This is a genomic window from Psychrobacillus sp. Z3-81 (assembly GCF_056620325.1).
Window position 1 is genome coordinate 178,110 of record NZ_JBWQPU010000004.1, and the last position, 23,941, is coordinate 202,050.

General features: G+C 39.2%; 21 protein-coding genes and 2 pseudogenes. 9 read left to right on the forward strand and 14 right to left on the reverse strand.

Annotation, left to right across the window (positions count from 1 at the left end; all coding sequences use genetic code 11):
- Positions 1 to 13: 13 nt before the first annotated feature.
- From lgt to AC1ECF_RS06470, 10 genes and pseudogenes are all read right to left on the reverse strand, one after another.
- Positions 14 to 829: a prolipoprotein diacylglyceryl transferase gene (gene lgt, locus AC1ECF_RS06425; protein ID WP_480388579.1), complete on the reverse strand. Its 816-nt coding sequence runs from the start codon at positions 827 to 829 to the stop codon at positions 14 to 16.
- Positions 830 to 852: 23 nt separating this feature from the next.
- Positions 853 to 1,782 (reverse strand): HPr(Ser) kinase/phosphatase, encoded by a 930-nt coding sequence (gene hprK / locus AC1ECF_RS06430; RefSeq protein WP_480388580.1) that lies wholly within the window; start codon positions 1,780 to 1,782, stop codon positions 853 to 855.
- Between the two features lie 309 nt (positions 1,783 to 2,091).
- Positions 2,092 to 2,385 (reverse strand): annotated as a pseudogene (locus AC1ECF_RS06435) (transposase); the annotation flags it as partial.
- Positions 2,343 to 2,636 (reverse strand): annotated as a pseudogene (locus AC1ECF_RS06440) (transposase); the annotation flags it as partial. The pseudogenes AC1ECF_RS06435 and AC1ECF_RS06440, both read right to left, overlap by 43 nt.
- Positions 2,637 to 3,042: 406 nt before the next feature.
- Positions 3,043 to 4,173 (reverse strand): DUF4097 family beta strand repeat-containing protein, encoded by a 1,131-nt coding sequence (locus tag AC1ECF_RS06445; protein WP_480388581.1) that lies wholly within the window; start codon positions 4,171 to 4,173, stop codon positions 3,043 to 3,045.
- 93 nt (positions 4,174 to 4,266) lie between these two features.
- Complete coding sequence (gene uvrA, locus AC1ECF_RS06450; RefSeq protein ID WP_480388582.1) at positions 4,267 to 7,134, reverse strand: excinuclease ABC subunit UvrA; 2,868 nt, start codon at positions 7,132 to 7,134, stop codon at positions 4,267 to 4,269.
- Positions 7,135 to 7,139: 5 nt separating this feature from the next.
- Entirely contained in the window at positions 7,140 to 9,122 is a 1,983-nt protein-coding gene (gene uvrB / locus AC1ECF_RS06455; RefSeq protein WP_480388583.1) for an excinuclease ABC subunit UvrB, read from the reverse strand.
- 360 nt (positions 9,123 to 9,482) lie between these two features.
- Positions 9,483 to 9,680, reverse strand: coding sequence for a hypothetical protein (locus AC1ECF_RS06460; protein ID WP_480388584.1), 198 nt, complete (start codon positions 9,678 to 9,680; stop codon positions 9,483 to 9,485).
- 25 nt (positions 9,681 to 9,705) lie between these two features.
- Positions 9,706 to 11,286, reverse strand: coding sequence for a M14 family zinc carboxypeptidase (locus AC1ECF_RS06465; RefSeq protein WP_480388585.1), 1,581 nt, complete (start codon positions 11,284 to 11,286; stop codon positions 9,706 to 9,708).
- A 99-nt stretch (positions 11,287 to 11,385) separates the two neighbouring features.
- Positions 11,386 to 11,616 carry an IDEAL domain-containing protein gene (locus tag AC1ECF_RS06470; RefSeq protein ID WP_480388586.1) on the reverse strand — a complete coding sequence of 77 codons (231 nt, stop codon included), beginning with the start codon at positions 11,614 to 11,616 and terminating at the stop codon, positions 11,386 to 11,388.
- Positions 11,617 to 11,803: 187 nt separating this feature from the next.
- On the opposite strand from AC1ECF_RS06470, the gene AC1ECF_RS06475 reads away from it, so the two are divergent.
- Positions 11,804 to 12,334, forward strand: coding sequence for a competence protein ComK (locus AC1ECF_RS06475; RefSeq protein WP_480388695.1), 531 nt, complete (start codon positions 11,804 to 11,806; stop codon positions 12,332 to 12,334).
- Here the strand turns inward: AC1ECF_RS06475 and AC1ECF_RS06480 are convergent.
- Both AC1ECF_RS06480 and AC1ECF_RS06485 read right to left on the reverse strand, forming a co-directional pair.
- Positions 12,331 to 12,687: a YhjD family protein gene (locus AC1ECF_RS06480; RefSeq protein ID WP_480388587.1), complete on the reverse strand. Its 357-nt coding sequence runs from the start codon at positions 12,685 to 12,687 to the stop codon at positions 12,331 to 12,333. The genes AC1ECF_RS06475 and AC1ECF_RS06480 overlap by 4 nt on opposite strands.
- Positions 12,688 to 12,950: 263 nt before the next feature.
- The gene (locus AC1ECF_RS06485) at positions 12,951 to 14,180 is read right to left on the reverse strand and encodes an EAL and HDOD domain-containing protein (RefSeq protein ID WP_480388588.1); all 1,230 of its coding nucleotides are present in this window, start codon (positions 14,178 to 14,180) and stop codon (positions 12,951 to 12,953) included.
- Between the two features lie 141 nt (positions 14,181 to 14,321).
- On the opposite strand from AC1ECF_RS06485, the gene AC1ECF_RS06490 reads away from it, so the two are divergent.
- The 5 genes from AC1ECF_RS06490 to AC1ECF_RS06510 all read left to right on the forward strand — a co-directional run bounded on the left by AC1ECF_RS06490 (position 14,322) and on the right by AC1ECF_RS06510 (position 18,899).
- Entirely contained in the window at positions 14,322 to 15,098 is a 777-nt protein-coding gene (locus tag AC1ECF_RS06490; protein WP_480388589.1) for an enoyl-CoA hydratase-related protein, read from the forward strand.
- A 109-nt stretch (positions 15,099 to 15,207) separates the two neighbouring features.
- The gene (locus AC1ECF_RS06495; protein ID WP_480388590.1) at positions 15,208 to 16,641 is read left to right on the forward strand and encodes an FAD-binding protein; all 1,434 of its coding nucleotides are present in this window, start codon (positions 15,208 to 15,210) and stop codon (positions 16,639 to 16,641) included.
- Positions 16,638 to 17,189, forward strand: coding sequence for an MFS transporter (locus AC1ECF_RS06500; RefSeq protein ID WP_480388591.1), 552 nt, complete (start codon positions 16,638 to 16,640; stop codon positions 17,187 to 17,189). Before AC1ECF_RS06495 ends, AC1ECF_RS06500 begins: the two co-directional genes overlap by 4 nt.
- Before the next feature lie 104 nt (positions 17,190 to 17,293).
- Positions 17,294 to 17,830, forward strand: a complete 537-nt coding sequence (locus tag AC1ECF_RS06505) for a sigma-70 family RNA polymerase sigma factor (protein ID WP_480388592.1) — start codon at positions 17,294 to 17,296, stop codon at positions 17,828 to 17,830.
- Entirely contained in the window at positions 17,823 to 18,899 is a 1,077-nt protein-coding gene (locus AC1ECF_RS06510; protein ID WP_480388593.1) for a hypothetical protein, read from the forward strand. Before AC1ECF_RS06505 ends, AC1ECF_RS06510 begins: the two co-directional genes overlap by 8 nt.
- Before the next feature lie 128 nt (positions 18,900 to 19,027).
- Here the strand turns inward: AC1ECF_RS06510 and AC1ECF_RS06515 are convergent, their stop codons facing one another.
- Positions 19,028 to 19,516, reverse strand: a complete 489-nt coding sequence (locus tag AC1ECF_RS06515; RefSeq protein WP_480388594.1) for a GNAT family N-acetyltransferase — start codon at positions 19,514 to 19,516, stop codon at positions 19,028 to 19,030.
- A 2-nt stretch (positions 19,517 to 19,518) separates the two neighbouring features.
- Positions 19,519 to 20,538, reverse strand: coding sequence for a serine hydrolase domain-containing protein (locus AC1ECF_RS06520; RefSeq protein ID WP_480388595.1), 1,020 nt, complete (start codon positions 20,536 to 20,538; stop codon positions 19,519 to 19,521).
- An 88-nt stretch (positions 20,539 to 20,626) separates the two neighbouring features.
- On the opposite strand from AC1ECF_RS06520, the gene AC1ECF_RS06525 reads away from it, so the two are divergent.
- From AC1ECF_RS06525 to AC1ECF_RS06535, 3 genes are read left to right on the forward strand one after another with little or no spacing between them, the layout of a single operon-like run.
- Positions 20,627 to 21,523 (forward strand): DoxX-like family protein, encoded by an 897-nt coding sequence (locus AC1ECF_RS06525; protein ID WP_480388596.1) that lies wholly within the window; start codon positions 20,627 to 20,629, stop codon positions 21,521 to 21,523.
- 12 nt (positions 21,524 to 21,535) lie between these two features.
- Positions 21,536 to 22,135, forward strand: coding sequence for a DUF4166 domain-containing protein (locus AC1ECF_RS06530; RefSeq protein ID WP_480388597.1), 600 nt, complete (start codon positions 21,536 to 21,538; stop codon positions 22,133 to 22,135).
- The gene (locus AC1ECF_RS06535) at positions 22,128 to 23,699 is read left to right on the forward strand and encodes a YndJ family protein (RefSeq protein ID WP_480388598.1); all 1,572 of its coding nucleotides are present in this window, start codon (positions 22,128 to 22,130) and stop codon (positions 23,697 to 23,699) included. The genes AC1ECF_RS06530 and AC1ECF_RS06535 overlap by 8 nt, the downstream gene beginning before the upstream one ends.
- Positions 23,700 to 23,941: the final 242 nt, after the last annotated feature.

Below are 23,941 nucleotides of genomic sequence, written 5' to 3' on the forward strand. Positions count from 1 at the left end.
TCCCCATCCCTCTTTACTTGTCTTGATAACGAACTACAGGCTTCATCGTCTTTCTACGATATACAAGCAATGCGATTGCCACCACAATCGTTAATATGGACACTACCTGAGCCGTTCTTAAACCTAAGCTTTCCACTAAATACAAGCTATCGGTACGTAATCCTTCAATAAAGAAACGACCAAATGAATACCAGATAAGATAGAAGAGGAAGCTCTCCCCACGTCGTAAATTTGCTTTACGAAGAAGCAGTAATATAATAACCCCGATTAAATTCCACAAGGATTCATATAAGAAAGTTGGGTGATAATAATTTCCCTCTATGTACATCTGTTCAATAATCCAGTTTGGCAGCATTAAATTCTCCAGAAAGCTTCTCGTTACTTCTCCACCGTGGGCTTCCTGGTTCATAAAGTTACCCCAACGACCGATCGTTTGACCAATTAAAATACTAGGAGCAAGTATATCTGCGAGCTTCCAGAAAGATTTGTTCTTCTTTTTAGTATAAATATACGCAGTTAAGAAAGCCCCTATAAGAGCTCCATGGATGGCTATTCCCCCCTCCCATATTTGGATGATTCTTTCTGGATGTTCAGAATAATAATCCCATTTAAAAATAACGTAGTAAATTCGAGCACTAATGATAGAAATCGGAACTGCCCAAATTAATAAATCGGTTAAAAAGTCCGGATGAAATCCTCTTTTTACCATTTCACGTTGGCCCACTATATAAGCTAAGATGATGCCAAACGCGATAATAATGCCATACCAACGGACTTCAATCGGTCCTAACTCGAATGCCACTGGATTAATTGCCAATAAAATATCCATAAACTACTCCCTTCCAACCATTCTTAAAATTCGCCATTCTGGCTTATTACATCGTCTAAACGTTTAGCAAAATCCTCTGCAGCATTTACACCCATACGCTTTAATCGGTGATTCATCGCTGCTACTTCGATAATGACTGCAAGGTTTCGTCCTGGTCGGACTGGAACAGTCAACTTCGTTACAGAAGTATCAATGATGACCATTTTTTCTTCTTCAAGCCCTAATCGATCGTACGTCTTTTTCTCATCCCAAATCTCTAGCTCAATGACTAATGTTATGCGTTTATAGCTTCGTATCGCACTTGCACCAAATAATGTCATGATATCTATTATACCTAAGCCCCTTATTTCTAAAAGGTGTTCAATTAGCTTTGGTGCACTACCTACGAGGGTGTCTTCTCCCTCTTGCCGTATTTCCACACAGTCATCTGCTACCAGGCGATGTCCCCTCTTCACTAGCTCGAGTGCTGTTTCACTTTTTCCGACCCCGCTTTTTCCCGTAATCAATACACCTACTCCATAAATATCCACCAATACACCATGAAGTGCAGTAGTAGGAGCCAATTTGCTCTCTAAGAAGTTGGTAAGCATACTGGAGAACCTGGTAGTAGGCATGGTAGTCGTTAAAACCGGAACTGATTTTTTATTGGAAGCCTCCATTAATTCTTCTGGCACTTCCATTCCATGCGCTACAATAATCACAGGTGTATCTTGTGCACAAAGCTTCAGCATGCGCTCTCTTCTTTCCTTCTGACCGAGCATTTCAAAGAAAGAAAGCTCCGTCTTTCCAAGCAACTGGACACGATCAGAGGAATAGTGAATAAAGTATCCCGCTATCTCTATCCCAGGTCTTGAGATATCACTAACCGCTATATGTCTTCCTATCCCCTCTTCACCACTTACTAGGGTCAGGTTAAACTTTTCTTTAACATCCTTCGTTGTAACATGAGGCATCCTGATACCGCTCCTTCCAAACCTCTTTATTCATAATCTTTATTTTATCACGACAGATAGAATAATTAGTACCTATTTCACTTTTCTGTGCGATTCCATTTGGTAACATAAAAAAATCATTGATTAGGGTGAAAACACTGGATATCCCTAGATACCAATCCGATGAGAATTGAAAATAAAAATGCCATGAGTACGGAGCGAGGGAACTGAAAAATTATATTCTTTTTTATAACTTATTAAGGCTTTAAAAAAATAGGGTACTTTTTGTTCAGGTTTGAACAGAAATTGCCCTATTTTCATATGTATTTCTTACTCTTTTTCGCTTAGAAGCTTCAATATACGCTTGAGGTTGACCGCAAATATAGTGGTCGCACCTTGTATTTCCATGCCAAATAAACCCGCTGACTTGGCTGTTTTATAGCCATGCGGATTTTAGATCTCACTATTTTTCGCCTCTATTTTATATCGTTTCTTCGCTATAAGCTTGAATTCCTCTGTCTCTTGAAATTCCACTTGATCCTTATGCACCGTGGACTTGATGGGAACCGAATATGATTTGCTTTTGGCACCTTCTGTATAACAAACTTCTCGCATAGGGTAAACCGTTTGGAACGTTCTACAAGGTCGGCATCTGATAGGTCGTGAATCGCTTTTAGTAATAGGTATTTAAACATTCGAATTGGTGGGATTACATTTCGACTATTGTCTAAGCAGTACTTTGTCTTTAGCTCGTCCAGTATAAAGGAAAAATCAACTAGCTCGTTGATTTGGCGAAGCATATTATCTTTGGGGATGATTAAATCGTATAATTCCAGATAAGGGCTTAGGTTAAGCGTTTGTTGTTTGGAAATTATGGTCGCACCACCTTTTAGGAATACACTTATTATATAAAGAATCTGGGAGGCCTTGTTGAATGAAGGGATATCCTTATCGGGAGGGGGAAGAGTTGAATGGAATGGAGGCGGCGACTTCTGCGGGAACAGCAAATGTTATTTGCGACGAAAGCGTAGCGACAGGAGCACCGAGCGGAAGCACCCGGACTGAGCGTAGCGAGGGAGAAGGCTGGAGCCGTGCCCGCGAAAAGCGTCCGCCGAAATGGGAATCAACGATATAAAAAAGTGAGTATGTAACCAGATTTCATTTCACATACTCACTGTTAATATTTAATGAACTTTTTTAAGTGCCCTCGTACGGAGCTCATGGCATAAAATCTCTGCTATTGAATAAAAGGCACCTCATTAGAGGCGCCTTTCAAATTATTTATTCACCATCAATCGTGTAACGAACTAAGACAGCACCTGTTTTAGCATCGCCATAAACTCTTAATGGTTCTGCTTCAGAATCAGTCACTTTAGTGAAGCCAACTTTACGGTATAGAAGTTGCTCTGATTCATTCCATTTCGTTACGTCAGCAAGCTGTACATCAATTTTCCCTAGCTGTGTCGTAACTTCTCCTTTAATGGAAACGTTCTTCGGTACATAAATCTCTACAGTACCAGCAATTGCCGTACCTTCTATTTTTCTTGCATCCTTATCCTTTGTTGTAAGGATTACTTGACCGCTAATGGAAGAGCCTTCAATTTCTTTTAGCTTTCCATCTACATAGATGCGACCATTCATTGTTTCAACTTCAAGAGAGTCACCAGTCACTCGTTGTACTTGGACTGTACCATTTCCTGTTTCGATATCTCCACGGTTGAATGTAAGCTCGTCTAAATCAACTTTTCCATTTGTTGTTCTAATCTTTAATGTGTTTAATTCCAGATTTTTCGCTGTAAAGTCTCCATTAAATAATCTAGCAGAAATATGGTTATATGATTTTTTTGGAACATATAGAACAACATGCGTAGCAATAGTTTTCATATCACTGAATACACGTAGCTTGTTTGCTTCCGTTGTAAAAATAAACTCCTCTGCAAAGCGAGCTTTAACCTCTTCTTCATTTGAGCCGCGATAACATTTAGCTTTTACAACAGCCGAAACGTTTGCCTCTTCGGTAGGTATTATTTCAACCTTTCCGTTAGCTATGTTAATGCTGATATCGTCAAATTCAATACCCTCTTTTACTAACTTTTCTTCAAAAACGATAGGATCTGTGATTTTTACATCAAATTCGAAATCCTTTAGCTTATCCACTGTTCCTTGCATTAAGTGCATGAACTTTTCGCCCATAACTGTGAAATCACGTTTGATATCATCCAAAAAGTCAGGGTTTTGTTGTTTAGATGATGTTTTGCTGTTAGTAGATTGTTTGTACTGCATTTCTTCATTTACTGTTGGAGTTGCTGTTGTAGTTGTTTTCCCAAGAGCCTCTAGTAATTCTAGTGCTTCTTGTGCAGTGATAGTACCGTTCTCAACCATGTCCAGTATTCTTTTGCGTTCCTCTTGCATAATGAAAGGCCTCCTCCTAAATTGAAAATATAATACAATTTGATATCCCTCTATTTAGTACGGTTTATCTTCTAAAAAGTTTCAAACAAAACTTTATTTTGAGGAAGCTTCTGAAATAGCAGCACCCATACGCTCACGGTCTCTATCCAAAATAGTCTTCAAGTATTTCCCTGTATAAGATTTTTTATTGTTTGCTATATCCTCTGGTGTTCCCACACCAACAATCGTTCCGCCTCTATCTCCACCTTCAGGACCTAAATCAATTAGATAGTCCGCTGTCTTAATGACATCTAGGTTATGCTCAATGACCAGCACGGTATCGCCATTATCCACTAAACGTTGAAGTACCTCTAATAGGCGTGCGATATCATGAACATGGAGACCGGTAGTCGGTTCATCCAGGATATAAAATGACTTCCCATTGGAGCGTTTATGCAATTCAGAGGCCAGCTTTACCCGTTGTGCTTCTCCACCAGAAAGCGTTGTAGCAGGCTGACCCAATTCCATGTATCCCAATCCAACATCGTACATCGTTTGGATCTTCCGACTTATTTTCGGATGATTCTCAAAGAAAGCTAAACCATCCTCTATTGTCATCTTTAGAATGTCTGCTATATTTTTTCCTTTATAGCGAACCTCTAAAGTTTCTCTATTATATCGTTTGCCATGGCAAACTTCACAAGGAACGTATACATCAGGTAGAAAATGCATCTCAATCTTAATAATTCCGTCTCCTCGACACGCTTCACAGCGTCCGCCTTTTACGTTAAAGCTAAATCTTCCTTTTTTGTAGCCGCGTATCTTCGCTTCATTCGTATTGGCAAACAAGTCACGAATATCATCGAAAACACCTGTGTAAGTAGCTGGATTGGATCTTGGAGTCCGTCCAATTGGAGATTGATCAATATCAATTATTTTCTCCAGCTGCTCAATTCCTTCTACTCCTTTGTTCGCTCCAGGCTTTGTTTTAGCCCGGTTAATTTTTTGCGCTAGCGTTTTATATAGGATTTCATTTACTAAAGTACTTTTCCCAGAGCCTGAAACTCCTGTCACTGCTGTAAATACGCCTAGTGGAATCTCTACGGTGACATTTTTTAAATTATTCTCTGTAGCACCTTTTATTTTAATGAATCTACCGTCTGACTTTCTTCTTTCTAATGGAAGTGGAATAAATTTTTCACCGCTTAGATATTTCCCAGTAAGAGACTGATCATTTTTCATCACTTCTTCCGGCGTGCCCGCAGCTACTACCTGCCCACCATGGACACCTGCCCCTGGACCAATATCAATTAAGTAATCGGCAGCCATCATCGTGTCTTCATCATGCTCTACGACAATTAATGTATTTCCAATATCCCGCATATTTTTCAGCGTTTCTATCAATCGGTCATTGTCTCGTTGATGCAATCCAATAGATGGCTCGTCCAAGATATAAAGGACGCCAGATAAGCGAGAGCCTATTTGTGTGGCTAAGCGAATTCGTTGTGCTTCTCCACCTGACAGGGTTCCTGATGCTCGGTTAAGCGTTAAGTAGTCGAGCCCCACATTATCTAAGAAGCCAAGTCTTTCATTAATTTCCCTTAATATTAGTCGGGCTATTTGAAAATCCTTCTCCGAAAGCTTCAACTCCTTGAAGAATTGATATGCCTCCACAATAGAGAATTCCGTCACCTGTCCGATATGAAGAGATGCGACCTTGACCGCTAATGTTTCATCCTTCAAGCGGTATCCTTTACATGATGGACAATCATGAACACCCATGTATTTTTCCATTTGTTCTCTTGTCCAGTCAGAAGAGGTTTCCTTAAATCGACGTTCTATATTACCAAGTACACCTTCAAAATAGATGTGGTTATCTCTTACTTGACCGTATTCATTTTTATAACGAAATCTAATTTTGTCGTTTCCAGAGCCATATAAAATCTTCTTCCATTGGTCTGCTGGTAAATCCTTGACCGGCACATCCATCGGAATCCCATAATGGTTGCAAACGGCCGCTAGTAGATTAGGGTAATACTGGGAGCTTGTAGGCTGCCATGCAACGATTGCCCCTTCTTCTAGCGTTAGATTTTTATCCGGCACAACTAAATCCGGATCAACCTCTTGCTTGGTTCCCAAGCCATCACAATCTGGACATGCACCGAATGGGCTGTTGAAAGAGAACATGCGTGGCTCTAATTCGCCAATAGAGAAGCCACAGATTGGACATGCGTGATGCTCGCTAAACAAAAGCTCCTCATGCTCCATGACATCTATTATTACCCTACCATCACCAAGGCGTAGAGCTGTCTCAATAGAATCACTGAGGCGAGCAGCGATGCCTTCTTTCATTACAATTCGGTCGATCACTACTTCGATGTTGTGTTTTTTATTTTTATCTAGATTGATATCATCATCTAAATCTATAAGGTCTCCGTTAACCCTCACACGAACATACCCCTGCTTTTTCATGTCCTCTAGCAGCTTTACATGAGTTCCTTTTCTACCTGAAACGATTGGTGCAAGTATCTGCATTCTAGTCTTTTCAGGATAGTCGTTTAAGCGATCCACCATCTGCTCAACCGTTTGAGAGGAAATCTCTATGCCATGCTTTGGACAAATTGGTTTGCCTACTCGTGCAAATAACAGACGCAGATAATCATAGATTTCCGTCACTGTTGCTACGGTTGAGCGAGGATTTTTACTTGTCGTCTTTTGATCAATAGAAATAGCTGGGGATAGCCCTTCAATGACATCTACATCTGGCTTGTCCATTTGTCCTAAGAACTGTCTTGCATAGGCAGACAGTGATTCTACATAACGTCGCTGACCTTCGGCATAAATCGTGTCAAATGCTAAAGATGACTTCCCAGATCCAGATAATCCTGTCATTACGACAAGCTTATCTCTAGGTATGGTCAGGCTTACATTTTTTAAGTTATGGGCGCGTGCACCCTCTATTCTAATTTCTTGGTTTTTCAAAAACCTCACCCTTCCAGCTTGAGTTCCAGAATCGCATCGCGCAGCTCTGCAGCTCGTTCAAAGTTAAGCGCTTTTGCTGCGTCCTTCATTTCTTTTTCTAGATTTTCTAATAGTTTACCCTTTTCTTCTTTAGTTAAGACTTTTCCACTTGTTAATTGCTGCGCATAAGTAGTTTCTTCTTCTGCAACCTTTGTTGCACGTATAGCCTCTCCGACTTTTTTCTGGATGGTTTTCGGAGTAATACCATGCTTTTCATTGTACTCCATCTGAATTGTTCGACGACGCTTCGTTTCGTCTATTGCCTTGCGCATGGAATCAGTCATTTTATCCGCATACATAATTACCTGACCATTCGCATTCCTCGCAGCACGGCCGATTATTTGGATTAACGATCTCTCCGATCTTAGGAAGCCTTCCTTATCTGCATCTAATATTGCTACTAAGGATACCTCTGGAATATCCAGACCCTCTCTTAAGAGGTTAATCCCGATAAGAACGTCATAGGTACCTAATCTCAGTTCTCGAATTATTTCGATACGTTCTAGTGTTTTTATCTCTGAATGCAAGTATTGCACCTTTATCCCAATTTCCTTTAAGTAGTCAGTCAGATCCTCAGACATTTTTTTCGTAAGAGTCGTGATTAGTACTCGTTCATTCTTTTTCGTACGCTCATATATTTCATTTATTAAATCATCGATTTGGCCTTCTATCGGCTTCACGGTAATTACAGGATCAAGCAACCCTGTCGGACGAATAATCTGCTCTACCATTTCAGGAGTATGCTCTAGCTCATATGGACCTGGAGTAGCAGACACATAGACTGCTTGGTGAATATGACGTTCAAACTCTTCAAATGTCAATGGGCGGTTATCAAGCGCCGATGGCAAACGGAAGCCATGGTTTACTAACACAGACTTTCTCGCCTGGTCACCATTATACATTCCTCTTACCTGCGGCAGCGAAACGTGACTCTCATCGACAACGAGTAAAAAGTCCTCTGGAAAGTAATCCAGCAGTGTATATGGGGTAGCCCCTGCTTCTCTCAGCGTTAAATGTCTAGAATAGTTTTCAATTCCAGAGCAAAAACCCATCTCTTGCATCATTTCCAAGTCGTATCTTGTCCGCTGTTCTAATCGCTGAGCCTCTAAAAGCTTATCTTCACTTCTTAAGTAAGCCAGCTGTTCCTCCAGCTCTTTTTCGATATTTTGAATAGCGATTTTCATCTTATCTTCTCTTGTCACGAAGTGAGATGCAGGGAAAATAGCCACATGATCTCTTTCTCCTATAATTTCTCCGGTTAAGGCATCCACTTCTCGAATCCGGTCGATTTCATCTCCAAAGAACTCTACTCGAAGACACCTCTCGTCTCTCGAAGCTGGAAAAATTTCCACTACATCGCCTCTAACACGGAAGGTACCACGAGTAAAATTAATATCGTTTCGTTCATATTGAATGTCTACCAGCTTACGTAACAGCTGGTTTCGCTCAATTTCCATACCTGTTCTAAGAGAAACAAGCATTTCTCTATATTCCTCTGGATTCCCTAAACCATAGATACAGGACACAGACGCTATGATGATAACGTCCTTTCTTTCAAATAAAGAAGAAGTTGCCGAATGTCGCAGCTTATCAATTTCTTCATTCACGCTAGAATCCTTTTCTATATATGTATCGGTTTGTGGAACATAGGCCTCTGGTTGAAAGTAGTCATAGTAGCTGACAAAATATTCAACTGCGTTATTCGGAAAAAATTCTTTAAACTCGCTATAAAGCTGTCCTGCAAGTGTTTTATTGTGAGCCATCACAAGTGTTGGCTTATTTATTTGTTGAATCACATTAGAAATCGTAAAGGTTTTACCAGTACCTGTAGCACCAAGTAGGGTCTGATGCTTCTTCCCTTCCTCTATACCTGCTACTAGCTGTTTAATCGCCTCTATTTGATCTCCCGCCGGTTTATACGGAGCCTGTAAATCGAATAGTTGATCCATAAGTTAGCCTCCCATATCTGAATATTTTTAGTGTATCATATTCCCTTTTTGAAGACGAATAAAACGAACGTATGTTTTAAAATAATTATTTTGAGTATTTTGGAGAGCTTGGCGGGGTGTTGGAGTTACGTGCGAAGCTGGTTCGGTTTGAGTGGAGCTTTTGATTTGAGGTTGGATTTTGCAATTGGAAGATTGCTTCTTGCTGTTTGGATAGGGGATCTTGCGATTTGGAGAGGATATTTTGCGATTACCAGTTGGATCTTGCGATTAAGAGAGGGTATTTTGCGATTAACCCGTTGGAGCTTGCGATTGCACAATTGGACATTCTATAGCTGTTAATTCCAAGTGAACCGCCAATAATTATCCTAATATTTCCAGAGTTCTTCCATTACGTGCGATTGGCTCCGAGTTACTTGCGGTCGCCAGCGTGTTACTTGCGGAGCGAAATTGGTTTCTTGCGGTATTGGCAGCAATACTTGCGATATTGAACCGTTTACTTGCGATTGGCAAGTTTTTTCTATTCTCAGCATGCTTCCATTCAAAAAAAGACTGCAGCATCCGTGCTGCAGTCTTTTCTATAAATCTATCTTGTTGTTGCTTCTTTGGCTAAAAATAATCCAATCGATTTGTTTTGCTTCCAGATCGCATCCCACCTGAATAATGGTACCGGTCTTTCTCCCACTGCCGGCGAGATTTCTAAAGTAATCCCTGGATTTTTTGTTTCTTGAATAAACCAATCTGCCGATGAGCCAGAGCCCGGTAAATTTTGTGGTGGAAGTACTCGGTAGCCTGTAATGTTGGATAGCTTTGTTGCAAGTCCTCTATCCCTTTTTAAGCGTGTGGAATTCTGATAGTTGAACCAATACATAACCTGACCTGAGGAATGGTAGGAGATATATGTTTTAAAGTTATGTTTTTTGACAAAGTCTCTTAGTGCTCTAGATTCAGGCTCGCTAAATACTCGGAAGCCCTTATACGCCATGTAAGCCGGCTTTTTATTTCCACCTCGAATGGTCTCCCATTTGGATGCAAAGTTATCGTTTAAATCTACGCCACGGATATTTGCCTTCCATCTATTAAAGTTCGTGCTTCCATTTATTTGAGTGGCTAGCTTTCCAAACCTTAATGATTTAGGACCACTTTGTACCAGGGTAACTCCATCTGGATTCATCATAGGCACAAACCAGATAGATGTTTGATTTAATACACTATGAACATTGTAGCCACTGTAGTTCGATTTTTTCTTGTAATGAAGGGTATAGGTATCAATCATTTCTGCTAATAGATTGGTAGTCATGTGTTCCCTAGCATGCATAGCGCCGTCTATCAATACTTCTCTTTTTCCATTTCCCACTCGTAGAGCGTGTATTTCTTTCCCTTCAATGGATTTCCCAATAACCTCTAACTTTGTAAAGTTTGGATACAAAGCGGCTATCACTTGAAGAAAATAGGACAGTTCGTCATGCTTTAATACTTTTTTCGGCTGGAGTAAGTTGCTGTGTACTAGTTGACCCATCGGAATACGCGCATCCTTCCCTAGAAAAGATATGATTCCCTTCCCTTTACTAAGACCTAAGAGCTTAATAGACGAGTTTGCCTTTAGACTCCCTATTTGTCTATTATTCTTGTCAAATATCGCTACTTCTTTAGGATTAGTTAAGCTCATCGGATATTTTGCTTTTCTCTGTTGGGAAGCTATGGGCGCTTGAGAAGTAGGTGCCGTTCCTTTAGTAGGGACGTAAAACACTCCTTTTCCTTCCTCGACTATGTGATAGCCTGTCATGGACTTGGTCCTATTCATAACAGCTCCTTGATGAAGAGTACCCCTTTGAATAAATTCTCCTTTATGTACAACGTAGTATGGAACAGAGTTATCTATTACCTTGAATGTTTTCGCTTGCTTGTCGAAAATGCTTGTTGCTTCCTGTGTATGTATGTAGCCCGTTGTCCCATTAGATGTCACTTCGTAAAATCCTTGTTTCATTCCTGTAGTCTTGTAAAGTTGCTTTCCTGTGCCTTCTAATAGAATGGTAGAATTTTTGTTTGGCTCCGAGTAAACGACATACCCATCTGCAGTTTCAATATCCCATGTACTTTCTGCTTGTACCACCATTGGCAGCAACCAAATAAACATGATGAAGGATAACTTAGTCAAGTACTTCACTGAATCTCCCCTTTTCCATTGTTTGGATAAACAATAAATTTAAATCCAATTAATTACAATTTGGTAGTCAAAAAAAATTGCCGCTGGTTAAGCGGCTGGTTAACTCTTTAAATGGATCAACAAATTTGTAAAATGAGTAAATGCTTCCTTGTCCTTTCGATCCAACGCCTCATCGATCAGCTTAAGTAACCTGCTACTGCTTTGTTCTCGGTGGACAATGTTCAAAAACATATCAAGATAAATTTCATTTAACAATTTTTCTGAAGAATTTGCTTTACCAGTTTGCCCAACTGCTTTCATAAAATCTGTATATGAATAATGTTTGTCCATTTCCATCACCCCGATGCCTTTTTTCCATTATATAAAAGGAGAAAGAAGGTTGCAATCATTTTAAGAAAATTTAGATTATATAGTAAATGCGAAACTTTTAGAATAATAGATATTTTTTATTGATTTATTTCCATAATTAACTATAATTAAATTATAAAATTACTAAGGGGGAAAATAATTGACAAATATGATGGAAAATAAATCCTTTCTAGTTACTTTTGAAACAGCAGTATTAGAACCGAAAATAATAAATAACAAGGTTTTTACACAAGTCACTAATTTTTCAGGGGATTCCTTCCATGTAGGGAAAAAGCCTTATGACGTGGTTCGTCATTCTTGTGCGTTTTATGGCACACCTTTTACAAACTCTGTTCAATTATCAAAAGACATTATCGGAAACTTCTTAAAGCTACCAATCGTAATCGCCCATGATTATGGCTATCCTTGCATTTTTATACCTATGCTATCTCCTAAATCAGATTTAAACTTTTGGTTTTCCCTGAACGCAATTGAATCCTACACTTCTACTGAAAAAGGTTGTATGATTACTTTGCCTAACGGTAATACGGTGCAAGTGCCGGTATCTGTGAACACAGTAAGCAGACAGGTCGCTTATGCAAACATGTTGAATAACCACTTTCTTAAACGAATGAGCCATCTATTAAATACCCACTATATAACACCTAGAAACCCTCACCATCCAAGATTTATTCGTTAACTGGCTGTAGTTAAATAAATGCTCAAAAGCTCTTCTACACGGTTGCGGAGCCGCACATTTAAATAACGACGATGTTCTTCATAACCTCCATGAAAAAAAACATACTCAGTGAACATATCATCTCCCTCTCCGCGTAACACTTTCATACTATGTCTATTCATGTATAAATGTGTTTCTTTCAATTCCTTTTGTACAAGTTTAACTGCTCTTTCTACTAATGTTATGTACGGCTTCTTCAGTTTAAAGGGAGCCTGATCAAAGATCATACGATCTTTTTCTAAAATGGTCATGACCATAGGAAGATATATCATATTTTCAAAATAGTGCATTGCTTCCTCTGGAATTAATGGCATATATCTCACCTTCCTGAAACAGAACATTTGTTCTTACAATTGTACACTTTTTTATAAAAAATGCAATAAACATAAGATGAGAATATTTGAGTTAAATATACACATATTCGTTGTATTGTTTAGGGAGTTAGATTGCATATGGCACGAGGAATGACTTATTAGATACAAGAGGAAATAAGAAAGCAATTATGATTCTTATCAAGATGAAGAATCATAATTGCTTTTCACTTGTTTTGTCCCGGCCTCCTAGTTAGGAATGAATTTTAAAACTCCGCGACAATATCGGCCGACCACTTTCGTGCTTCAATGTAGTAACGATTTAGGGTAGAGAAATCGATATCTAATGTATTTATCCCTTTCCCTATTTCCTCCCATTTAACCTCATCATAAGCAATAGCAAGGTTCAGATAATCTGTCATTTCTGTTGCGACTCCAGATAATGTGGCAGTTACTTCATCCGAAAGTGGTAGTTCCTTAAGCAATTGATGAATATTACGTTGAAGAAGCGTATCAATTAAAGAGAACATACCAAGCAAAAAGTATTCTGATGGGTTAGGGCATCTGTTCCTTTTGGCTAATTGCTCACAGAATTTTGCACGGAACAGGGAAGCTTCAATAATCGCATCATTTTCTTTATGTGCTCGAGCCTCTCGTAGCAGGAGAACGTGAATCCAATGGTTTAACTCCTCTAGGCCAAGCAATAATACACCATGTTTAATCGACCTGACCTTCGATTTGGTACGTACTGCAGGGGAGTTGATCATTTTTAATACTTTAAATGTCAGCGATAAATCCCGTTCAATTTCTTGCACAATATCATCAATATGGACACTTTCATCTCGAAGCATACTTATTAGCCGCACATATATCATCATATTGTGAGGAATTTCCGCAGCCTTAACTATTTCCGGCTTTGCAAAAAAGTAGCCTTGAAACAGGCTATAGCCAGATGTCTTCGCCTCATAAAATTGTGCACGGGTTTCGACTTTTTCTGCTAGTAAGATGACATGGGGATACTCCCTTTTTATCAGATATTCTAACTCTCTTCGTTCTAGTGTTGGAGTGGAGAGAAAATCTACCTTTATAAAATTTACTAGCTTAAATAGCTCATGATAGTTTTCTTTGTTCTGTGTAAACATAAAGTCATCAAGCGCGATTAAAAAACCAAGTGCTTTGATTTGACGTATTTTTTCTAACAAAACTGGGGTGAACTTAATACTTTCTAGTATTTCTACGACAATCCTCTTAGGTGGGAGCTTCTTTAATACTTCTTTTTCTAGAAGGTTCTCTGTAAAATTTATAAAACAGAGCTTGTCTCCTGCGAGCTCATTAATTCCTATGGTTAAAAAAGAATGAGTTAGCACATCTAAAGTAGCAGTATCTCCGTCTATATTGGGAAATGTGTTGTCTATATTGTTTCGATATAGTAGCTCAAAGCCAAAAACAGATTCAACTTTTGTAAAAATTGGCTGTCGAGCAATAAAAATTTCCATACTAAGACCTCTTATCAAAAGATTTATTATACTGATTGTACCAAATCAGATAACGAAAATCGACCTAATTTTACCTCAGATGACAGAATAATCATGAAATGATATGGTTATTCATATAAAACGTACAAGGGGGATGTATGTATGGAGACAATTAAATATGAGCAACAGGGAAATATGGCTTATGTTACCTTAAACAGACCAAACGCTTTAAATGCCTTTAACTACGACATGTTAAAGGAGCTGGATGAAATCACAGAATCAATCCGTATTAACCCAGACATTCGAGTGGTAATCTTCACGGGGGCTGGTGACAAGTCCTTCAGTGTTGGCGCAGATCTGAAGGAAAGAAAAACGCTAACTGAACAGCGAGTAAAGCGCAATATTTATAAAATAGGGGAAGTTTTCTCCAAAATAGAAAATTTACCTCAGCCTACTATTGCCATGTTAAACGGCTATGCATTTGGTGGAGGAACAGAGCTTGCATTGGCATGTGACTTTCGCATAGCTGCTGACGACATATTTTTAGGTCTAACCGAGACAAGCCTAGCCATCATACCTGGCGCTGGAGGTACACAAAGACTACCACGGCTGATTGGGGAAGCAAAGGCTTTGGAGCTCATCTTAACAGCTAAAAGAATAAAAGCAGATGAGGCTCTCGCATATGGGCTAGTAACCAAGGTTGCAAGCCGCGAAAATCTTCAAGAAGAGACGGAAAGCTTCGCTGCCCTGATGCTGGCAAATGGGCCAATAGCACTTCAACAAGCAAAATTCGCTGTAAAGCACGGCATGAACGTAGATTTACAAACTGGACTAAGCATTGAAAGAAAAGCTTACGAAATAACTATCCCAACCGAGGATAGAGTAGAGGCTCTGAACGCATTTGCAGAAAAAAGGAAGCCGATTTTTAAAGGGAAATAAATAATTTTACTTAAAAGCATCTAGTAATCTAGATGCTTTTTTACATTTTAAGGAAACCTTTTCCCCGTAAAAGAGGTCAAATATAAAAAGATTGGAAAGGAGAAAATATATGAAAAAGTCTCTATGGCCCATTTCTATCATCTATCTTCTTCTATTTACACTTTCCCTTTCTATTTTTCAAAAACAGCACGCTACAATGGCTGTGGAGGATCATGCACATCTCTTACCAGTTAAAATGAAGACAATTAAATCAAGCCAACAGGAAGATGATTTAAAAGAAATTATACTAGATGCAAATAAAGAGAATGAAAAGATCTCTATTGCTGGAATGCAATATAGCCAAGGCGGTCAGACCCTCTATCCGAACGGAATTTTATTAGATATGAAACCTTATAATAAAATCTTAAATTTGGACGAAAAAAATAAAACAATCACTGTGCAAAGTGGAGTGACTTGGGAGGATATCCAATCTTATATTAATCCGTATGGTCTCTCCCTTCGTGTCAGCCAGTCTCAAAATATTTTTACCGTAGGAGGTTCGTTAAGCGTGAATGTACACGGAAGGAATATCGCTTACACTTCTTTAATTGAAACGGTAGAATCCTTTCGTTTGTTAAACGCACACGGGGAAATCATAAACGTCAGCAGAGAAGAAAATGCCGAGCTTTTTTCTCTAGTAATTGGTGGTTATGGTCTCTTTGGCGCCATTTTAGATGTCACGCTCCATCTGACTGACGACGAACTCTATCAAATTCGAACGACTACCCTAACCTCCGATCAATATAGTGACTTTTTTAAAGAAGAGGTATTGGCTAATGGGCAGGTACAAATGCATTTAGCACGTCTATCCGTGGCACCAGATACTTTTTTGAAAGAAATGTATACAACAGATTATTTGATAGCCAAAGATCAGACAGCGCTTTCCAAACACAGCAAGCTAAAAAGAGAATCATATGTTGCGATTCCTAAATTCTTTTTGGGACTTTCTCGATTGAACGGTTGGGGGAAGAATTTCATGTGGGATACACAAGAGGCTTATAACAAGGAACTGGACGGTTCTTATATTTCACGTAATAATGTCATGCGCTCTGAATCTGATTTTATGAATTATGAGCATGGACAAAAAACAGAAGTGTTACAGGAATATTTTGTACCAGTAGATGAGTTTGCTTCTTACGTTGATGATTTAAGGGTGCTTTTAGAGGAAGAAGAACTAAATCTAGTAAACATAACGGTTAGATATGTAAAAAAGGATGAGGAAGCTGTAATGGCTTATGCCAAGGAAGATATGTTTGCACTTGTTCTATTAATCAATCAAAAGATGACGGATAAGGATTTGGCAAACACCGAAAAAGTCATTCAGCAAATGGTAGACATCACTTTAGCGCATAATGGCAGCTACTATTTACCCTATTATCATTTTCCAACAAGAGAACAATTAGAGAAGGCCTATCCTCGTACGGATGAGTTCTTTAAGATGAAGGATAAATATGACCCAGAGCATCGCTTTTTAAATCTATTTTATGAGGAGTATCATAAATGACTTATCGCAAATTTATTGTCTATCAGGGTGTTGTAGGAATGGCCTCTAGCATGATTTTCCCATTTTATGTTCTACTTTTAAATAATGTAGGAAGAAGCTATGCACAGTTTGGCTGGGCATATGGCTTGTTTGCCTTGACGGCAGCACTAAGCTATCCGCTTATCGGAAAGTACGCAGACCTGGTCGGCGATCGAACGCTACTTGTCATTTACTCTTGGGGAATGACTTTACTCCTCCTTCTGTTCCCCCTCGCTTATGAGGTGTGGCACGTCTATATCCTACAGGTAGCCATGGGTCTTTTGGGAGCTGTACAAAAAAATTCAGAAAAAACGGTTTTAGCTCGAAGCGTACAAAAGGAATCGGCAGGTAGAGAAATCGGAAACTATCATATATGGACTTCCATCGCTGCGGCTGTTGCCGTAATTGGAACTGGATACTTGGTTGATTTCTTAACGATTGGGAGTATCTTTTATATAGCCTCCATTGCATATGCCTGGAGCGGAATTTATATGATGAAACAAAAGAAATGGGAAAAGGCACCTGGTTAGTGCCTTTTTTTGTATGGAGTAAATTTAATCTCCATTCTTTAAAAAAATGAAACGAAAGGAAACGTCCTTACGTCTATTGGTTAACTGGGAAGGGAGATGTTGCATTGAGTGATTCAGCTAAATCGGTTGTCGCACTAGAACAAGTGATGGATGAGCATGGGGAGTATTTACTTCGTCTTGCCTATTTATATATTAAAGATTTAGGAGCCGCTGAGGATATTGTCCAAGAAGTATTTTGGAAATACTATCGTAGTTCCTACCAATTTGAACATCGTTCTTCGATAAAAACATATTTATGCAAGATGACAATCAATCGTTGCCATGATTACTTGCGTAGCTGGAAGAATCGGAAATCAAATTTTACACATGCCTTCCTTGAACTGTTAGCATCTAACAAAACTCCGGAATGCGACTTATTAGTAGCTGATGAGAGAAGCAGCCTTATGAATGAAATACTTTCTTTATCAATTAAATATCGCGAAGTGCTATTGCTTTATTATTATGAAGAACTTTCTGTAATAGAAATAAGTACACTCTTAGATATAAGTGAAAATACCATCAAAACAAGATTATTCCGAGCCAGAAACCTCTTAAAGAAACGACTTAGTTTGCGAGAATGGGAGGCTGCGAATATTGAGTGATATAAAGAAAGAAGTGGAACAGTTCCTGGGCAACCAACCTCTCTTTACGAGAGATATGAAAAAAAGAATGGTACAAGAGATTACATCGAAAGAAAAGAAGAAAAACTTAAATCTTCTTTTACCTAGTCTTACCCTACTCTTTGTATGTATAACAGCTATTTTAACATTCACTATTATCAAGCCAAGTGATTCATCTCCTAGTACATCTACTCCTGAGCCGACTCCAACAATAGACGAACCTGTTGTTATGCCTAGTGAAACATATGAGGAGGAAGAAATCTTTTCATTAATACAAGATGAAGAAGCTGAGATGCTAAAGCAAGAGCTGGAACGGTTAAGCCATCGTTATTTTCTTTGCTCTAACTGTCATAGTGTAGAAGAAAACTTTATCTCCAATACTACTATCGATTGGGATTCACACCGTAACTTGTATATAGAATTTCCAGATGGCTATCGATACGAAGAAAATAAATGGAACTATATATTCAATGTTTATTTTTCTGAATTAATCAACTATGGATTTACGGATAAGGGAAAAGAAACATATCAATTAGTTTTCCATGCTATTACAAAAGAGAACGACGCATTTAATATCCAGCTTCAATTTCAAAAAGAAAAAGACAAATGGCTGATTTCTCATTTAAAGGATCAAAAAATAAAACCCAAGGTAATTTTAGAGGAAACAGAAAGAAATCAAAGAATAGATTATTCTCGCACCGCTGGAATGTATTTTATCTTAGAGCAGCATGGAGAGAGAATGCCTAAGCTAGAAAATGATTTAAACGAATTGTTAGAAGGAAAAATAGCTTACTTTGGTTTTGAAAATATGCTAAAGGGTGCAGCTATTAATGAGGATGGAGTAGTTGTAGTTGAATTTGAGGATTTGCGAGGTATTGTTGGTGCCATGACAACAAATGAAAGTAGGCTCTTTTATGATGCTCTGGGAGAAGTTATTCGCAAGTATCCTGAAATCAAAGAAGTGTATTTCACACTAAATGGTAGCTTTACGGCTTGGACATATTGGCTTGAAGGTACATTTGAACCTATTAGAATAGAAGGTCATAACTAATCGTAAGGAGTTCTTCCAAAAGAAGAGCTCCTTCAACATTTTTACAACTTTATATCACAATATTGTATGTGACCCAGGGACACATACAACTCCACAGAATTGTGTCTGACCCAGGGTCACACACAATCTCACACAGGGACAGACACAATTCTTTTTCCCATGATGACATATTCTTTTTCGCCAAATGGGATGAATGGTTCTTTTATGATTTCCCAGCCCATTTTTGTGTATAGGTGACGGGCGGGAATATTGTCAGTTTGGGTAGTTAGGATGGCTGTTTTATAATCGCCTTCTTGAAGCAATTGTTGCATCAGCTTTTCTCCGAGCCCTGCTCTCCTCTGTGCTGGATGTACTACAAGCTCCACCACCTCGAAACAATGCTCCAACCATGCCTCTATTTCGACAGTATTAAGAGCCTTTTCTATTAATCCACGGTAGAATTGACCCTTTGTAGAGATATAGCCATATACAAAGCCAACTAACTTTCCGCTATTATCAAGCTCTGTTATTAATCGAAAGCCATCATAGGTCGCATGCTTCTTTATTCTTTCTTCGATATCTTGATCCCATATTAATTTATATAAATCCGTTATCTCTTCTATTAAAGCAGCCTTCATGTCTATTTCTCCTTTACGCATTGCATGACTGTGTCGCCAAAGCTACGGATGCTCGCTAAAAAGTCAAAGTCCTCTGGTGAGCCGAAGCTATTAAACATACGAACGGCTACGATATTTTCCTCTGGGATGACTAGAACTGCTGGACCCGTGAAGCCAAGAATTTGAAAGGAGCCTCTTGGAACTAACTCTCCTATTTCATTTTTCTTAGCAGGAAGATCCTTTACAAACCATAGAAAGCCGTGCTGTGGAAGATTTAGATCAATCATTGAAGGACTCTGGAGTGTTCTGGCTAGCTCTAAGATGTCTTTATTCACAAGCTGTTTCCCGTTTAGATAACCTTCCTTCAAGTAAATGTAGCCCCAAAACGCTAACTCTCTTGCAGAGACATACATATTCACCTGATCCCCCTCTGCGCTTGTAGAGGAAAACCTATTGGACTCTCCATCCTCCTTGATTACGTCTGCTAATCTTTCATTTGATTCTATATACCAGCCACTTTGCTTAAAGCCTAATGGTTTGAAGACCTCTTCTTCCAAAATCTCAGCTACACTTTTCCCGGTTGTTTGCTTCACTAACTGAGTTAGAAGCTTAATATTGATTTGCCTATACGCCCAGCTCGTCCCTGGTGCGAATTCTCTTACTACCACTCCCTCCCTCTCTGTTAATCCATGCGAATGTGTAAGAAGATGGCGAATGGTTGTGCCTTTAAAGATCTCCTGATTTAGTCCAGCTATATACTTTGTTATCTCGTCATCAATCGATTCTATGTGGTGATAATATACTGCATAGGCTACAGCGAAACCGATATAGCTTTTTCTCACGGATGCAACGTGGAATTGCGTATCCTCTTGGACCGCCCTGGCGTCTATATGGGTAGACTGCTTTCCCCAATATGTTTCGGTGACAATTTCATCATTATGTATAATAACCACCGCTGCTCCTGTTCCATAAAGAGATTGATACGTTTGAAAGACGTGATCTTCTACTGGTTTAAAACAATTCTGTAGTTTTTTAGAAATCAACCGAATTACCCCTTTCTATCCTATAGTATTCTTCATTTTCATTAATTTTCCTTTTAAATATGATAAGCTAAATGACGAGGTGACAAATATGAAAACTAATCCCATTTATGTAGAAATTAACATAGAAGCACCGATGGATGAACTATGGGAAGCCACACAAAATCCCTCCTTACATGAGCAATGGGATATTCGGTTTTCCTCCATTACCTACTTACCGAAAAAAGAAAATGAAGCCCAATTATTTGAATATAGAACTGATGTGATCCCTGGATATAGTGTTGCGGGATGGGGGAAAAGTGTAGGCTCCCTCCATGCAAAGGACGGCTCTCGGACAAGCTCTCTACATTTTGGGACGAATCAAAAGCTATCTCCTATGCGAGAAGGAAAAGGATATTGGAAGTACATCCCCAAAGAAGACAGCATACAATTTCTAACTCAATACGATTATCAGTCTAACTTTGGAACTCTTGGAAGAATAGTAGACAAGCTCCTATTTCGGTCTGGAATCGGATGGGGAACGGCTCTCAGCTTTGATGTGCTCAAAAGGTGGCTCGAAAAAAAGGAATCGCCCAAAGCCCAATTCACTCGCTTTTTTCTCTATTGGAGCATTGTCGCCCTATTTTCTATTGTCTGGGTATACCATGGTCTTATCCCTAAAATCATTTGGAATCATCCAGAAGAGTTGCGGATGCTCAGCAACGTCATTCCTAGCGAAAACGCAATGACTCTTCTAACAATCATGGGTGCGCTTGAAATATTATTTGGTCTTGTTTGGCTATTTTATCAGAAGAAGAAGCATCTCTTCCTTCTGCAGCTGCTCCTCTTTCCTTTATTAACCTTATCAGCAATCCTTGCAGACCCTAATACATTCACGCATCCATTCAATCCATTTACCTTTAATCTTGCCTTGTTTGTGCTATCGATCATTGGGTACTCCATAGGTGATGATATCCCGACTGCCAAAAGCTGTAAGAGAAAGAGATAAGGAGTTATCGCTATGTCTATTTATGAAGAAATCTTAGGGGAAGCTTACGATCAATTACATCCAAAACTACAAAAAAGATACGCCGGTCCTGTATTTAAAGGGAAAGGAACGATGTCTTATATAGGAGGCCGTCCCGCTATACTTAGACCGCTCTTTTCCTTAGGTACAAGGTGGAAATTTTTGTTTCCCGAGCAAGGAAGAGATATTCCTTTCCAGATTATCACTACAAATGTTCTTGGGCCTAATAAAGAAAAGCAGGTCTACTGGGAACGTGCCTTCTATTTCCCTAAAAAGACGAGATTTTTTAACGCTCTCATGAGTCTGGATATCAAGAGGGGGATTGTGAAGGACTATTTAGGCGATCCTAGTCTGTTTTATTCAGATTTGGTTTTTACAGTGACAGATAGTGGCGAGATGCTAATAAAATCTGATAAGCAACGCTTTCTGTTAGGTCGTCTTGAAATCCCGTTACCGAAACTATTAAGAGGAAACGTAACGGTAAAAGAAGCCTATTTGGAGAATAAAGACAGATATTCGATTCATGTCCTCATTACCAATCCTTTGTTTGGAAAAATGTTTGAATACAAAGGAGAGTTTGTCGCAGATGAATAATACCTATAAAATTTTCCTGCTTTCTGCGTTATTTATAGCTAGCGCTGCTTTCACAGTTCATCCCTGGTACTATTTAATGCTGACCATTGCGCAGCTTATTTATGTCCCTCTTGCCCTGCAGTTGGTTTGGAAGGAGAAAACAATCTATTTTATTAGCATTCCAGCATATCTATCTGTCTTTGTACTACAAGTAATAGAGACTACTAGCTTCGACTGGCTGTTAGCAGGAATTTATTTGTTGTTTACCCTCACTGTCGCTTGGAAAGGTATACAGCGTTTCCTATCTAGAGGATTTTCCCATTTAGAAGAGTTTTCAATTGATATGGGAATGGTTTATTTAGCTATCGGCGGAATGTGGTTTTTTGCACATATTACTGAAATAGATACTGGTTTTTCGGCAATTCTCACTTGGCTAACTGCTATTCATTTTCATTATTCTTCGTTTTTATTGCCTATCTTTGTGGGGCTGCTGGGACGTATAGAGAAGCCAAGGGGCTATCGCACGATTACTGTCATTCTCTTGATCGCACCAATTTTTGTTGCTTTAGGAATTACCTTTTCCCCTTGGTTAGAGCTGCTGTCAGTCCTTTTGTATATTGTCGGCATGTATGGGTTGATTGCAATTTGCTGGAGAATCAATTTCTCTAATAGGTGGGCCAAGGCGTTTGTGATGCTTTCCTTTCTAGCGATTGGCGTAACTATTCTCTTCTCACTGCTTTATGCACTTGGAAATGTATTTGGTTATTTCGGAGTTAGTATAGATTTTATGCTAAAGTTTCACGGATTTTTTAACTGTGTTATCTTCGGTCTTGTCGGCTTAGTTGGCTGGATGTTGTGGACCCCTGAACCTAGAAAAAGAAAAAGCTTTCCTATTAGTCATATTCGCGGTAAATGGACGATTGGTGAGAGGATATTAGGGGCTCATAAAGCTGATGGTCAATACAGCGGACTAGTAGATGATATGAATATGTATATTGATAAGAAGAAACTCGCTCAAACAATAAGTGATTTCTATGAGAACACAAGTAATTATCGTCTTTTCTCAAGCGTGCACTGGCATACCTGGTTCAAGCCGCTGGCAGCTATTTATCATCTTTTTAGCAAACGATTTCAGCAGTTGAATCTTCCTTTAACTAATGATGAATCAGAGATGACTGGGAGTATCGTGAGCGTAGAGGACGGTCGTGAGAAAACGAGAGCATGGGTGCGGAAAATAAAAGAAGATATCATCTTTGTTGCTCTGTATTCTTTTCACCGGACGGAAGAAAGGGTTTTTATGAATATTGCGCTTCCACTACCGCAAAGCACTATGATCGGTATATTAGAAGTAAGGACTGAGAAAGAGACGCTAATACTGACAAGTCAAGGGAAAGAGAATAGTGACGCTGGAATCTATCTGGCTTTTGGCAATAACCTATTTAAGCTCCCAATCCACGAACGATTTGAGGTAAAGGAAATAAGCACAGGCAAGCTATCAGCCTTGCATCGCATGTGGATTTTCGGTATACCGTTTCTCACAATCACCTATCGGATCCAACAGAAGGAGCAATCAAAATTACATTAAAGATTAACTTATACCATATATCATTTATATAAGCTATAACAGTGATGGGAGCGAAGGGGGCGACTCCAGTGGGATGAGTGAGTCAGATGAGACAGTGCACCGGTACGCGTTAGCGTTCGGCACTGGCTTATCGCTCACCCCACGGAAAGCGTCCACCGAAGCGGAGATCAATTTATAGGATTTCCTCACACCCTGTTGGCCTAAAGCGAACATCAACGGAATTCTTCATTTAATAATTATAT

Coding starts and splice junctions, on each gene's coding strand:
- lgt (WP_480388579.1), bottom strand. CDS start 829: ATGGATATTTTATTGGCAATTAATCCAGTGGCATTCGAGTTAGGACCG.
- hprK (WP_480388580.1), bottom strand. CDS start 1,782: ATGCCTCATGTTACAACGAAGGATGTTAAAGAAAAGTTTAACCTGACC.
- AC1ECF_RS06445 (WP_480388581.1), bottom strand. CDS start 4,173: ATGCAAGAGGAACGCAAAAGAATACTGGACATGGTTGAGAACGGTACT.
- uvrB (WP_480388583.1), bottom strand. CDS start 9,122: ATGGATCAACTATTCGATTTACAGGCTCCGTATAAACCGGCGGGAGAT.
- AC1ECF_RS06460 (WP_480388584.1), bottom strand. CDS start 9,680: ATGCTGCAGTCTTTTTTTGAATGGAAGCATGCTGAGAATAGAAAAAAC.
- AC1ECF_RS06470 (WP_480388586.1), bottom strand. CDS start 11,616: ATGGACAAACATTATTCATATACAGATTTTATGAAAGCAGTTGGGCAA.
- AC1ECF_RS06475 (WP_480388695.1), top strand. CDS start 11,804: ATGATGGAAAATAAATCCTTTCTAGTTACTTTTGAAACAGCAGTATTA.
- AC1ECF_RS06480 (WP_480388587.1), bottom strand. CDS start 12,687: ATGCCATTAATTCCAGAGGAAGCAATGCACTATTTTGAAAATATGATA.
- AC1ECF_RS06485 (WP_480388588.1), bottom strand. CDS start 14,180: ATGGAAATTTTTATTGCTCGACAGCCAATTTTTACAAAAGTTGAATCT.
- AC1ECF_RS06490 (WP_480388589.1), top strand. CDS start 14,322: ATGGAGACAATTAAATATGAGCAACAGGGAAATATGGCTTATGTTACC.
- AC1ECF_RS06495 (WP_480388590.1), top strand. CDS start 15,208: ATGAAAAAGTCTCTATGGCCCATTTCTATCATCTATCTTCTTCTATTT.
- AC1ECF_RS06500 (WP_480388591.1), top strand. CDS start 16,638: ATGACTTATCGCAAATTTATTGTCTATCAGGGTGTTGTAGGAATGGCC.
- AC1ECF_RS06515 (WP_480388594.1), bottom strand. CDS start 19,516: ATGAAGGCTGCTTTAATAGAAGAGATAACGGATTTATATAAATTAATA.
- AC1ECF_RS06525 (WP_480388596.1), top strand. CDS start 20,627: ATGAAAACTAATCCCATTTATGTAGAAATTAACATAGAAGCACCGATG.
- AC1ECF_RS06530 (WP_480388597.1), top strand. CDS start 21,536: ATGTCTATTTATGAAGAAATCTTAGGGGAAGCTTACGATCAATTACAT.
- AC1ECF_RS06535 (WP_480388598.1), top strand. CDS start 22,128: ATGAATAATACCTATAAAATTTTCCTGCTTTCTGCGTTATTTATAGCT.